The sequence below is a fragment of the Nocardiopsis xinjiangensis YIM 90004 genome, from assembly GCF_000341145.1.
In the GTDB taxonomy this organism is placed as follows: Bacteria; Actinomycetota; Actinomycetes; order Streptosporangiales; family Streptosporangiaceae; genus Nocardiopsis; species Nocardiopsis xinjiangensis.
In genome coordinates, this window is sequence record NZ_ANBE01000032.1 from 155148 (window position 1) to 167969 (window position 12822).

Below are 12822 nucleotides of genomic sequence, written 5' to 3' on the forward strand. Positions count from 1 at the left end.
GCGCGAAGTCTACAGCTTCGGCGCAAAACGGCGAAGGCCTCCCGGTCCGACGGACCGGGAGGCCTTTTTCGTGTGTGCCACGGGTTTCACACGACCGTCAGCGGCAGCATCGGCCTGCCCCCGGCGGGGGCGTTGATCTGGATCTCCGTACCCATGCTGGGGCACACCCCGCAGTCGTAGCAGGGGCTCCAGCGGCAGTCATCGACCTCGAGGGACTCCTCGCCGTGCAGGGAGTCCTGCCAGTCCTGCCACAGCCAGTCGCGGTCGAGCCCGGCGTCCAGGTGGTCCCAGGGCAGGATCTCGTCCTCGTCGCGCTCACGGGTGGTGAACCAGTCCAGGTCCACCGGCTGCCCCTCCAACGCGGTCTCGGCGGCCTTCTCCCAGAGCTCGTAGGAGAAGTGCTCGCTCCAGCCGTCGAAACGGCCGCCGGCGTCCCAGACCTCCTCGATGACGGCCGAGACGCGGCGGTCGCCCCTGGAGAGCAGGCCCTCGACGATGGAGGGGCGTCCCTCGTGGTAGCGCAGGCCCACCGACTTGCCGTACTTGCGGTCGCCGCGCAGGACATCGCGCAGTTTGCGCAGGCGGGAGTCGACGTCCTGGTAGGGGGTCTGCCCCGCCCACTGGAACGGGGTCTGGGGTTTGGGCACGAACCCGCCGATGGAGACGGTGCAGCGGATGTCCTTGCGCCCGGTGACCTCCCGCCCGGCACGGATGACCTCCGTGGCCAGGTCGGCGATGGCGAGGACGTCCTCGTCCTCCTCCGTGGGCAGGCCGCACATGAAGTACAGCTTCACCTGGCGCCACCCGGCCTCGTAGGCGGCGGTCACGGTGCGGATGAGGTCCTGCTCGGTGACCATCTTGTTGATGACCCGGCGCATGCGTTCACTACCGCCCTCGGGTGCGAAGGTCAGGCCGGAACGCCGCCCGTTGCGGGTGAGCTCGTTGGCCAGGTCGATGTTGAAGGCGTCCACCCGGGTGGAGGGCAGCGACAGGCCGGTGTTGGTGCCCTCGTAGCGGTCGGCCAGCCCTTTGGCGATGCCCCCGATCTGGCTGTGGTCGGCGCTGGAGAGCGACAGCAGGCCGACCTCCTGGAACCCGGAGTTCTGCACACCTTCCTGGACCATGGACGTGACGGTCTCCTGGCTGCGCTCACGCACCGGACGGGTGATCATCCCCGCCTGGCAGAACCGGCACCCGCGGGTACAGCCGCGGAAGATCTCCACGCTGTAGCGCTCGTGCACCGACTCGGCGGTCGGCACGACGGGTTTCTTGGGGTAGGGCCACTTGTCGAGGTCCATGACGGTGTGCTTCTGCACGACCGAGGGCACCCCCGGGCGGTTGGGGACGTACCCGGCGATGCGGCCGTCCTCGTGGTAACCCACGTCGTAGAACTGGGGAACGTACACGCCTCCGGTCTCGGCCAGGCGCAGCAGCAGGCCCTCGCGGCCGCCGGGTTCGCCCTCCTCCTTGAACTCACGCACGATCTCGGTGATGGCGAGGCTGATCTCCTCACCGTCGCCCAGCACCGCGGCGTCCAGGAACGGAGCGATGGGTTCGGGGTTGAAGGCCGAGTGCCCGCCGCCGAGCACGACCGGGTGTTCGGCGGTGCGTTCGTGTGCGTAGCGGGGGATCCCGGCCAGGTCCAGCGCGGTGAGCAGGTTGGTGTAACCCATCTCGCTGGCGAAACTCACCCCGAGCAGATCGAAGGAGACGACTGGTCGGTGGCCGTCCACGGTGAAGTGCGGGACGCCGTGCTCGCGCATGAGCTGCTCCATGTCCGACCACACCGCGTAGGTGCGCTCGGCCAGGACCCCTTCCTGCTCGTTGAGGACCTCGTAGAGGATCTGCACACCCTGGTTGGGCACACCCACCTCGTAGGCGTCCGGGTACATCAGCGCCCAGCGGACCTGGGCCTGGTCCCAGTCCTTGACCACGGAGTTGAGCTCACCGCCGACGTACTGGATCGGTTTGCTCACCTGGGAGAGCAGAGGTTCCAAACGCGGGAAGAGGCTTTCGACGGACATGGTGTGAGCCTTCGTTCGGCGGACGTCGTGCTTCGTCGGGTCCCTCAGGGTACCGACGCGTCGGGTTCCTCCCCGGGGATTTTCCGGGAAGAGCCTCGACGGGAGTACGCGGCCGGGTCACTCGAACCCGCGATCACGCGAGTTGACACCCAGTACCAGGCCGAGCGCGATCATGTTGGCCATGACCGCCGTACCTCCGTAGGAGACGAAGGGCAGCGGGATACCGGTCACCGGCATCATGCCCAGACACATCCCGATGTTGACGAAGGACTGGAACCCGAACCAGGTCGCCACCCCGATGCACACCAGGCGCGGGTAGGGCAGGTCGCAGGCGCGGGCGATGCGCAGGATCCGCCACAGGATCGTCGCCATCAGTCCGATGATCGCGAACGCCCCGAGGAAGCCGAGCTCCTCCCCCGCGACGGTGAAGATGAAGTCGGTGTGCTGCTCGGGCACGAACCGTCCGTGGGTCTGTTCCCCCTCGAACAACCCGGTGCCGTCGAACCCGCCGGAGCCGACGGCGATGAGGGCCTGGGCGGAGTTGTACCCGGCCCCCTGCGGATCAGCCGCCGGATCCACCAGGGTCGCCAGGCGCTGCATCTGGTAGGGCTCGAGCAACTCGAAGACCCACACCGCGGCCACCGCCAGGGCACCGCAGGCGAGCATGCCGACGACCCAGATGAAGGACGCGCCCGAGAGAACGAGCATCCCGAGGAAGATCGCGACCAGCACCAGGGCGGTGCCCAGGTCGGGTTGCAGGGCCACCAGGGCCAACGGTGCGGCCACCACGAGCAGGCAGAAGAGCACGTCACGGCTCATCGGCCGGGTCTCGTCGTCGCGCGGTTCTGCCAGCAGGGTCGCCAGCACCACGATGATGCCGACCTTCATCAGTTCACTGGGTTGGTACTGGAACCCGGCCACGACGATCCACCCGCGGGAACCGTTGATGACCGCGCCCAACGGGGTGAGCACGAGCACCAGGCCCGCAAGGGTGAACAGGTACACCAACGGCGCGTAGGCGCGGACGGTGCGGTAGTCCACCGAAGCGATCGCCAGACCCACCACGAGTGCCGCGGCCAGGTGTGCCAGGTGGCGTGTCAGGTGCTCGGTGGACTCCATCGGGTCGCCGCCGTCGCCGGGCAGCGTCGCCGCCCAGACCAGCAGCGCGCCCATCACACACAGGGCCACGACGGCGGAGATCAGGATCCAGTCCAGGCGGCGGGCCCCGCCGACCGTGCTGTTGACGGTCCTGCGCAGTTCGAGGGGCCGCCGGGGCGGCCTTCCCATCTCGTTGAGCATCAGGGCTCCAGCGTCTCGATGGAACCGTCGTCACGGATCGTCGGGAGCTCGTCGTGCGGCACGCCGTCCGGCAGGACCGGCTCGCCCTGCTCCACTTCCTCGGAGTCCTCGGTGGGTGCGAACCCGTAGATGCCCTTGTAGATCTCCGAGGCGATGGGAGCGGCGGTCTCACCACCGGTACCGCCTTGGGAGACCATGACGGCGACCGCGTACTGCGGGTCGTCGGCCGGCGCGTAGGAGGCGAACCACGAGGAGACCTCCCGCCCCTGGGCGTCGGCACTACCGGTCTTGCCGGCCACCGAGACCCGGTCCTGCGGGAAGTCGGCGAAGGCCCCTCGACCCGTACCGGACTTGGTCACCTCGGTCAGTGCCTCCTGCAGGTAGGAGAGAGTCTCGTCGTCGGCGGACAGTTCGCCCTTGACGGTCGGTTCGACCTCCTCCATGCCGGAACCGTCGGCCTCGGCCAGTGCGCGCACCACCCGCGGTTCGTAGACGGTGCCGCCGTTGGCGATGGAGGAGTAGGCGGTGGCGAGCTGCAGCGGGCTGACGAGTACGTCGCCCTGGCCGATCGCGAAGTTGATGGCCTCGTTGGCGCGCCACTCGAAGCCCTCGACGCAGTGTTCGTGGGCGAGCTGTTTCATGTAGGCGGCGGCCGAGGGGTCCTCGACGTCCGGGTACCCCTTCTCCGCACGCTCGCAGTTGACCTCTCGCGTCTCCTCCCAGAAGGTGCGCTTCCACTCACGGTCGGGGATGCGCCCGCCGGTCTCGTAGGGCAGGTCGATACCCGTGGGCGAGCCGAAGCCGAGCTCGCGCGCGGTCTCGGCCATGGTCTCTTCGGGTTCGCCCTCCGGGTGGAGGCCGCCGTCCTTCTGCCACATCTGGTAACCGAAGTTGTAGAAGACGGTGTTGCAGGAGGCCACGATGGCCTGCTTCAGGCTGATGGTGCCCTGAGCCGACCCCTCGTAGTTCTCGTAGCTCTGCCCGGCCAGGCTCACCGAACCGGGACAGGCGTAGGTCGAGCGCAAGGACGCCCCGTCCTCCACGGCGGCCAGCATCGAGGCGACCTTGAAGGTGGAACCGGGCGGGTAGGTGCCCTGCACGGCGCGGGAGAGCAGCGGTTCGCCGGCCTCCTCGCTGAGGATCTCGTCGAAGGTCTCCTGGTCGACCCCGCCCTCCCAGATGGTCGGATCGTAGGTCGGCAGACTGGCCATGGCCACGACCCCGCCGTTCTTCACGTCCAGGACCACGGCCGCGCCGGAGTCGGCGATGTTCTTGGGCCGCGCGTTCTCCATGCCTTCCTTCAGGGCCTGCTCCGCGACCTTCTGTACGTTCATGTCCAGGTGCGTGATCAGGTGGCGCCCGGCGACCGGGTCGCGTTCGGAGATGAGGTCCATGACCTCGCCGTGGTTGTTCACGCCGAGGGTGCGCAGTCCCGGGGTGCCACGGAGTTCTTCGTCGTAGACCGCCTCCAGGCCGTCCCGGCCGACCTGGTCGATACCGGTGAACTGGGTGCGCAGCTCCTCGCGGTCCTCCAGTTCCTCCTGGGTGACGGGCTGGAGGTAGCCGAGGATCTGGCCGGCGTGTTCCCCGTACGGGTACTCACGCAACGCCTGGGCCTGGGCGGTGATCCCCGGGAAGTCCTCGGAGCGTTCCATGATCTGCAGGGCCACGGGCGCCTCCACGTCATCGGCCAGGGTGACCGGTTGGTAGGGAGAGCCGGGCCAGCAGGGCCGCTCCACCTCGGGGCCGCACAGGCGCATGCGCTGCTTCAGGTCCTTCAGGGGCACGTCGAGGACCCCCGAAAGTTCGGTGAGGACCTTCTCTCCTCCGTCGTCCATGCCCTGGAGTTCGTGGTAGTCGGCCGAGACCACCAGCTCGGTACGGTTGTTGACCATGGCGCGGCCGCTGGAGTCGAGGATCTGCCCGCGGGTGGCGGGCACGACGAGCTCCTGGTGGTGGTTGGCCTGGGCGAGCTCACGGTAGTGGTCGGCCATGGGCACCTGCAGGTACCACAGGCGTGCGCCCAAGGCGGCGAAGAGAGCCACGACCACGACCTGGGCGAGGATGAGTCCGAGTCGTCCCAGGCGCGGTCCGGGCAGTGCGGGGTCGACCGGTGGCTTGTGCACGGGTCACCACCCCCTTGGTGTCATGGGCCCTTGGACGGTTGCGAAGTCGATCTCGGCGAAGGCGTTGCGCGTCCACAGGATCGGCAGGACGACCAGGGGCGAGGCGATCACGGTCGCGAGCGTGCCCAGAGCGACGGTGACGGCCGCGTCGGTCAGGTCGACACCCGGGTCGCCGGTGAGCAGGCCGATCGCCGCGAAGCTGAGCCCCATACCCAGGGCCGTCACCGCTGTCACGCCCAGAGCGGTCCAGGCAGAGACCCGGCTGTCCAGGCCCCCAGGGGCCCCGGTGTTTCGGTACAGCAGCGAGACGACGTAACCGGCCGCGCACATCAGGAGCGCGTGGGTGCCCAGCGTGTGTTCGGCCGGAGGCAGGGCGTCCAGGGCCAGCCCGGCGGCGAACCCGCAACCGGCGGCCGCGGCCGGCCCGGTGGTGAGGGCGACCACGACGACAGCTGCCACCACCAGGTCGGGGCCGGCGACCCAGTCGAACGGCAGCCGGTTGACGACGGTGGTCTGCGCCAGGACAACGATGGTCACCATGGCGAACGTGAGAGCTGCCCTCATCGGTCCCCCTCGGGGTCGGGTTCGGGCGGCAGCAACGAGTCACGCGGATCGTCGTCGGGACCGCCCACGACCACCCCGACGGCGTCGAGCGAGGCGTGGTCGACAGCGGGTTCGATGGCCGCGACCCGGCTGAGCGCGCCCGGCGAGACGTGCACCTCCTCGACGGTGCCGATCGGCACCCCGGGCACGAAGGGCGCGCCCTCGTGGGAGCCCAGGGTGACGATGCGGTCGCCGGGCTCGATCTGGGCCTCCATGTCGAAGAGCTCGTAGGTCAGGTCGGCTTCGGGTGCGCCGGGCACCCGGGCGCCGCCGACGACGCCGATCTTTCCGGAACCCTCCAGGCGTGCGCCGACCGACGAGCTGTGGTCGGTGGCGAGCTGCACGGTGGAGGTGCGCGCTCCGGCCTGGACGACCTTGCCGACGAGGCCTCGGCCATTGACGACCGTCATGTCCTTCTCGACGCCGGAGCCGGTACCGGCGTCGAGGGTGGCGGTGTGCTCGTAGCCCTGCGAGGTGACGTGCGTGATGGCCTGGGCGGGCACGATCTCGTACCCGCCCAGGCCGGACAGATGGAGCAGGTCCTCGAGTTGTTCGGCCCGTCCCTCGTCGAGCTCGGCGGACCGGAGCTCGGACTCGAGCCCGGCGTTGGCCTCCTCCAGCTCGGCGATGCGCTCGGCGGCCCCGGGCCCCTGCCGTACGCCCTCGTACGCAGTGGCGACCGGCCCGGTGACCCGGCTCACGCCGTCGGCGATCGGGGCGAAGGCGAGTTCGGCCCCCGCCCGGGCCGTGCCGGTGACGGGATCGGTGCCCGCGCGCCCGTCCAGGACCAGCAGGACCACGGCCGCGGCGACCAGCGCGAGCAAGGTCAGCCGGGACCTCGAAGAATCGCGGAACATGTCACCGCCGCCGTTCCGTGACGAGGACCTGGTGCAGACGTTCGTAGTTCTCCACGCACGTGCCCGACCCGACCGCGACGGAGTCCAGCGCGTTGTCGGCCAAGTGGATGGGCATTCCGGTCTCGTGCAGGAGCCGGTCGCCGAGCCCGCGCAGCAGTGCACCGCCGCCGGTGACGGCGACCCCGCGGTCCATGACGTCACCGGACAGCTCGGGCGGGCACTTGTCGAGGCTGGTGCGGACCGCGTCGACGATGGCGGTGACCGATTCCTCGATGGCCAGGCGCACGTCGGACTCCGACATGACGATGGTCTTGGGCAGGCCGCTGACCAGGTCGCGGCCGCGCACCTCGGCGTGCACCTCCTCGGCGGAGGTGGGGTAGGCCGAGCCGACCGCCATCTTGATCTCCTCGGCGGTGCGCTCCCCGATCATCAGGGAGTACTCCTTCTTGACGAAGGTCGTGATGGCCTGGTCGAGTTCGTCTCCGCCGACACGGATGGACTGGGAGGTGACGATGCCCCCCATGGAGATGACGGCGACCTCGGTGGTACCGCCGCCGATGTCCACAACCATGTTCCCGGTGGGTTCGTGGACCGGGAGCCCGGCGCCGATGGCAGCGGCCATGGGCTCCTCGATGATGTAGACGCGGCGCGCCCCGGCCTGGTAGCCGGCTTCCTTGACGGCCCGGTGTTCGACCGAGGTGATGCCGCTGGGCACCGCGACGATGACACGCGGTTTGGCGAAGTGGCGGCGCCGGTGGATCTTCTGGATGAAGTAACGCAGCATCCGCTCGGTGATCTCGAAGTCGGCGATGACGCCGTCCTTGAGTGGGCGGATGGCGGAGATGTTGGTGGGCGTGCGGCCGATCATCTGCTTGGCCTCGATGCCGACCGCGACGATCTTTCCGGTGGCCGTGTTGACCGCGACGACCGAGGGCTCGTTCAGAACGACGCCGCGCCCGCGCACGTACACGAGCGTGTTGGCGGTGCCAAGGTCCACGGCCATGTCCCGGCCGAGAAAAGCAAGGTTGTTCGGCATGTAACGTCCTCAGAGGCGCCGTGTCGGACGTGGTTGCACGGTGCGACCATAGGTAGTCGATCCGGCACGTTGGGTGTTGATTCCCACATATGGTAACGGTCTGCACTTAGACCGTTACGCAAACACTCCGAATTGTTGCCCCGTACTGAGGACGTGGCCGTCGGACGGGCCGTGGCCCGAGACGACTCGGCCGGGGCGTGGTCACCACGCCCCGGCCGGCTCACGATCCGCCGCTGGGCGGCGGTCACACGGCCCAGCGGGCCGCGTTCCGACCTACAGGTCGGGGAAGAACAGCTTGATCTCGCGCTCGGCGGAGTAGGTCGAGTCCGAACCGTGCACGAGGTTCTGCTGGACCTCCAGCGCGAAGTCACCGCGGACGGTGCCGGGCGCAGCGGTGACCGGGTCGGTCGCACCGGCCAGGGACCGGAAGGCCTCGATGGCCCGCTCGCCCTCGACGACCATGGCGACCAGCGGACCACCGGTGATGAACTCCACCAGCGACCCGAAGAACGGGCGGGAGGAGTGCTCCTCGTAGTGGCTCTTGGCGGTGTCGCCGTCGAGGGTGCGCATGTCCATCGCGACGATGTTCAGGCCCTTGCGCTCGATGCGCGAGATGACCTCGCCGACGATGTTGCGGCGGACACCGTCGGGCTTGATGAGAACGAGAGTGCGCTCCACGTGCGTGTCAACTCCTCACTGGTGACTCCCCGCGTGGCGCACATGGGCGGTTCGGCCCACGGCGTCGTACGCACGCGGAAGAAGGAAGGGATCGGCTGGGTCCACAGGCCCCGACGGGACGCGGGAAGGGGTGTCCACCGCGCCGGTCGCCCAGGACCCGCGACCGGCGCCAGACTATCGCGTTTCCTACTGCGAAGTGCTGGAGACAGAGGCTCCGGCGCCCTCTTCCGACGCCGCCCGCACGGCCGCGGCCCGATCGTCGGTGCGGCGGCCCATGATCACACCGACCACCCACAGCGACACGAACACGATCGCCGCCGGCAGCATCCCGTCCACCCAGAAGGAGCTGAACAGGACGGCGGCCTGCAGCGCCCAGGCGGCGTAGTGCCCCGAGGTGAAACGCTGCAGACCCGACAGGACCAGCGCGGCCAGGGCCATACCGCCCCACAGTCCCGCGGCCAGGCCGGGTGCGATCCCGCCCAGGTTGATGGCCACCGGGACGGCCAGACCGATCACGATGGCCTCGAACACGAGGACGACAGCGGCGACAGTGCGCACGGGAGTTCCCTTCGTCTGTTGGTGGGGGCCGCTAGGAGTCGGGGTCGCCGCGCCTGTTCGAGGCGCGTTCTTCGGCCGAGCCGCGCAGCAGGTGCACAGCATCGCCCGAGGTGACCACCGAGCCCGTGATGAGCACACCGGCGCCGCCGAACTCCCCGTCGTCCTCGGCCCGGCCCACGGCCAGGTCGATGGCGTCGTCCAGCCGGGGCGCGATGTGGACGCGGTCCTCACCGAAGAGCTCCTCGGCGACCAGGGCCAGACGTTCGGGGTCCAGCGAGCGCGGTGATGAGTTGCGGGTCACGACGAGCTCGTCGAGGACGGGTTCGAGGGGGACGAGAATCCCCTCCACGTCCTTGTCGGCCATGATGGCGACCACACCGACGAGCCGGCTGAAGGAGAAAGCCTCCTCCACGGCCTCGGCGGTGGCGATCATGCCGGCCGGGTTGTGCGCCGCGTCGGCCAGGATGGTGGGACTGGTGCGCACGACCTCCAGGCGTCCGGGGGCCTCGGTCCCGGTCAGGGCCTCCCCCACGACCTCGGGGTCCAGGGCGGGCCCGTCGCCGCTCCCGGCGGAGAAGGCCTCGACCGCGGCCACTGCCACGGCCGCGTTGCTCGCCTGGTACTCACCGAACAGCGGCAGGAACACCTGGTCGTAACTGGCGGTGATCCCTCTGAGGGCGACCTGCTGGCCCCCGACGGCGACCTCGCGCGAGGCCACGCCGAACTCCAGACCCTCGCGGGTCACGGTCGCGCCGATCTCGGCGGCCTGCTCCATGAGCACCTCGGCGATCGGCAGGGGCTGCTGCGCCACCACAGCGATCGAGCCCGGCTTGATGATGCCGGCCTTCTCCTCGGCGATTCCCTCGGGGGTGTCGGGCAGGTATTCGGTGTGGTCGACCGCGATCGGGGTCAGGACGGCCACGTCGGCCTCCACGACGTTGGTTGCGTCCCAGCGCCCGCCCATACCGACCTCGACGACGGCGACCTCCACGGGTGCGTCGGCGAAGACGGCGTAGGACATGACGGTGAGGATCTCGAAGAACGACAGCCGGGTCTCACTCATGGAGTCGGCCATCTCCACGAAGGGCCGGATCTCCTCGTAGGCCTGGACGAAGGCCTCCTCCGAGATCGGTTCCCCGTCCACGACGATGCGTTCGCGGATGGTGCGCAGGTGCGGGCTGGTGTAACGGCCCACCCGCAGACCCCGCGCCCGGACGAGGGCGTCGATCATGCGGGCCGTGGAAGTCTTGCCGTTGGTGCCGGTGACGTGGATGACCCGGAACGAGCGCTGCGGTTCACCCAGCAGGTCGAGCAGGGTGCGCACGCGTTCCAGGGTCGGATCGATCTCCGACTCGGGCGCGCGGGACATGATCTCCGCGGTGACCTCGGCGTAGCGCTCCTGAGCGCTCGGTTCGGTCATGGTTTCTCGATGATCGTCGGCGTGTACACGGGCGCCAGTTTACGTGCCACCACCTGGGACCCCGCCCGGGGCACGGGTTCGGTGGCCGATCTCGCACCGTCATACTGGGCCCATGCCGCGACTCGATCCGTTCTTCGCCGAATGGTCCGCCCGACGCCCCGGACAAAGGCGCTCCCTGAAACGTGCTGCCGCGCTCATGCGCGAACTGGAGCTGGACCGGCACAAGGTGCCGGTGCTGGGGGTGGTCGGTTCCAAGGGCAAGGGCACCGCCGCGACCTACGCCGCGGCAGCACTGGCCGCATCAGGGACCGGAACGGTACTGGTGACCGGGCCGAGTTTGCGTTCCTACCGCGAGCGGGTGCGCCGGGACGGCTCCTCGATCACCGAACAGGAGCTGGCCGGCCTGGCGTCGGCGTTGGAGGAGGCCCGCCGCTCACTTGCCCCGGTCTCGGAGTTCGACGGGTATCTGGCGCCCAGTGGGATGTTCCTGATCGCGGGACTGCTGCACGCGCGCGACACGGGGGCGCAGGTGTGCGTGCTGGAGGCGGGCATGGGCGGCCACCGCGACGAGCTGCGTCTGATCGGGCCGGAGGTGGTGGCGCTGGGCAAGGTCTTCGGCGAACACCTCGGTGTCCTGGGTGGGACGGTGCCCGAGATCGCGCGGGAGAAGGCCCGGGTGGCCGGAGCGCACACCCGGAACCTGGTGAGCCTGCCGCAGACACCCGAGGTGGAGGAAGCGGTCGGCTCCGCACTGACCGAGGCGACCGGGGACGTGGTGCGGGCCGAGACGGTCGATCCCGGCTCCGAGGGCGCTTGGCCGCCGCCGGATCTGCGGCCGCCCGGGTTGTCGGCGGCCTCCGGGGTGCTGGGGGTCGCCGCGGCCGAACGCATGCTCGGTCTCATGGGCAGAGAGAGCGCCCCGGCCGACCGGCTCGCCCGCGTCCTGGGCGGGGTGAGGCTCCCGGCCCGCCTGTCGCGGCACGCTGTGCCCGGGCACAGCGGCGAGATCATCGTGGACTCGGCGATCAACGGCGAAGGGGTGGCCGCCGCGCTCGCCCACGCCCGCGAGCTGTGGGGCGGGGTCGACCACGTGCTGCTGTGCCTGCCCGACCACAAGGACGTCGACGGGGCCGAGGCGGCGCTCACCGGGGTCCCGGTCACCGCCGTGCGGTTGCCCGAGGCGCACCTGCGGTTCGACCACGCTCTGCCCGACCACTGGGCGCGCACCGACGCCGACCGTGTCACCCCGGAGACCGTCTCGGCGCTGGGCGAGCGGGTCCTGGCGCTGGGCACGGTCTACTTCACCGGCAGGGCCCTGGAAGCGGTGGAGGCCGCCACCGACACCCTGTTCGAGCAGGGGTGAGCCCGACGCGGGCCCACCCCTGCGGTCATCTCAGCGGCTCGTGTCGTAGATCGGCTGGGACTGCGGATTGAACTCGTCGTAGGTCACGTTCTCCGCGGGGCGCAGGCGCGGGTCGTCGAGCTCGAGCACGTCGAGTCCTCGGGCGATGTCGGAGGAGTAGACGTGGCCGTTGTAGTAGTAGGCCGACCAGGTGTTGCCGTCCTGGACGTCCGGGTCGATGCGGGAGTCGGGGTCGAAGTAGCCGATCTCGCGCGGGTTCTGCGGGTCGTTGAAGTCGATGACCGAGACGCCGCCGGTGTACCAGGACTGCACGAAGAAGTTCTGCCCGGGCACGGGGACGAGCGAGCCGTTGTGGGCCACGCAGGTCTCCTCGCCCTGGTGCCGGTCGATCTTGAAGTAACTGGCGAACTCCAGGGTCGGGTCGCTGAGCTCGCCTTCGATGGTGTAGACGGCGTCGGCGCCGCGCTCGGGGCCGATCTCCTCGGTGCAGGTGGGTGCGCCACCGCCGCCGAGCTCGTCGGTGAACAGGACGGTGTTCGCGTCGTTGGTGAACGTGGCCGAGTGCCAGAAGGCGAAGTTCTCGTCCTGGATCACCTCGGTCACCACGGGTTCGACCGGGTCACTGATGTCCATGAGGATGCCGTCACCCATGCACGCGCCTGCCGCGACGTCCTCCGAGGGCAGCGCGGTGATGTCGTGGCAGCCCTCGGTGGGGCGCAACAGGTCCTCCTGGTCCTCGTTTCCGCCGTCGGGGAAGAGCACCGGCTCGTTGACGACGGCCGCGGAGGCCGGGTCGTCGAGCGGGACCTCGATGATCGAGATCTTGTCGTGCGGGGGCTGACAGTTCGGGAACTCCTC

Annotated in this window: 11 protein-coding genes; 1 reads left to right on the forward strand and 10 read right to left on the reverse strand. The window is 69.6% G+C overall.

The features are described from left to right. Window positions 1-86 precede the first annotated feature (86 nt). The 9 genes from D473_RS0116140 to D473_RS0116180 form a co-directional block, all read right to left on the reverse strand. A complete protein-coding gene (locus D473_RS0116140) occupies window positions 87-2024 on the reverse strand; it encodes a TIGR03960 family B12-binding radical SAM protein (protein WP_017610094.1) in 1938 nt (645 codons plus the stop codon). 117 nt (window positions 2025-2141) lie between these two features. After that, the gene (rodA, locus tag D473_RS0116145) at window positions 2142-3323 is read right to left on the reverse strand and encodes a rod shape-determining protein RodA (protein ID WP_017610095.1); all 1182 of its coding nucleotides are present in this window, start codon (window positions 3321-3323) and stop codon (window positions 2142-2144) included. Continuing rightward, entirely contained in the window at window positions 3323-5449 is a 2127-nt protein-coding gene (gene mrdA, locus D473_RS0116150; RefSeq protein ID WP_017610096.1) for a penicillin-binding protein 2, read from the reverse strand. The genes rodA and mrdA overlap by 1 nt, the downstream gene beginning before the upstream one ends. Before the next feature lie 3 nt (window positions 5450-5452). Beyond that, the gene (gene mreD / locus D473_RS0116155; protein ID WP_017610097.1) at window positions 5453-6013 is read right to left on the reverse strand and encodes a rod shape-determining protein MreD; all 561 of its coding nucleotides are present in this window, start codon (window positions 6011-6013) and stop codon (window positions 5453-5455) included. Further along, entirely contained in the window at window positions 6010-6909 is a 900-nt protein-coding gene (gene mreC, locus D473_RS0116160; RefSeq protein WP_017610098.1) for a rod shape-determining protein MreC, read from the reverse strand. Before mreC ends, mreD begins: the two co-directional genes overlap by 4 nt. Before the next feature lies 1 nt (window position 6910). Continuing rightward, entirely contained in the window at window positions 6911-7945 is a 1035-nt protein-coding gene (gene mreB / locus D473_RS0116165) for a rod shape-determining protein (RefSeq protein ID WP_017610099.1), read from the reverse strand. Between the two features lie 273 nt (window positions 7946-8218). Continuing rightward, on the reverse strand, window positions 8219-8623 hold the full coding sequence (gene ndk, locus D473_RS0116170; protein ID WP_017610100.1) for a nucleoside-diphosphate kinase: 405 nt from the start codon (window positions 8621-8623) through the stop codon (window positions 8219-8221). 186 nt (window positions 8624-8809) lie between these two features. Further along, window positions 8810-9181 (reverse strand): DUF4233 domain-containing protein, encoded by a 372-nt coding sequence (locus D473_RS0116175; RefSeq protein WP_017610101.1) that lies wholly within the window; start codon window positions 9179-9181, stop codon window positions 8810-8812. Window positions 9182-9212: 31 nt separating this feature from the next. Next, entirely contained in the window at window positions 9213-10601 is a 1389-nt protein-coding gene (locus tag D473_RS0116180; RefSeq protein ID WP_017610102.1) for a bifunctional folylpolyglutamate synthase/dihydrofolate synthase, read from the reverse strand. Window positions 10602-10713: 112 nt separating this feature from the next. Here D473_RS0116180 and D473_RS0116185 point away from each other — a divergent pair, with 112 nt between their 5' ends. Then, a complete protein-coding gene (locus D473_RS0116185; protein ID WP_026127023.1) occupies window positions 10714-11964 on the forward strand; it encodes a folylpolyglutamate synthase/dihydrofolate synthase family protein in 1251 nt (416 codons plus the stop codon). A 30-nt stretch (window positions 11965-11994) separates the two neighbouring features. Here D473_RS0116185 and D473_RS0116190 read toward each other — a convergent pair. Next, on the reverse strand, window positions 11995-12822 hold an 828-nt coding region (locus D473_RS0116190), incomplete at its 5' end, for an LVIVD repeat-containing protein (protein WP_017610104.1).

Bases quoted from the DNA above. Each gene is read 5' to 3' on its own strand.
- D473_RS0116140 (WP_017610094.1), bottom strand. From the start codon at position 2,024: ATGTCCGTCGAAAGCCTCTTCCCGCGTTTGGAACCTCTGCTCTCCCAG.
- rodA (WP_017610095.1), bottom strand. From the start codon at position 3,323: ATGCTCAACGAGATGGGAAGGCCGCCCCGGCGGCCCCTCGAACTGCGC.
- mreD (WP_017610097.1), bottom strand. From the start codon at position 6,013: ATGAGGGCAGCTCTCACGTTCGCCATGGTGACCATCGTTGTCCTGGCG.
- mreC (WP_017610098.1), bottom strand. From the start codon at position 6,909: ATGTTCCGCGATTCTTCGAGGTCCCGGCTGACCTTGCTCGCGCTGGTC.
- mreB (WP_017610099.1), bottom strand. From the start codon at position 7,945: ATGCCGAACAACCTTGCTTTTCTCGGCCGGGACATGGCCGTGGACCTT.
- D473_RS0116180 (WP_017610102.1), bottom strand. From the start codon at position 10,601: ATGACCGAACCGAGCGCTCAGGAGCGCTACGCCGAGGTCACCGCGGAG.
- D473_RS0116185 (WP_026127023.1), top strand. From the start codon at position 10,714: ATGCCGCGACTCGATCCGTTCTTCGCCGAATGGTCCGCCCGACGCCCC.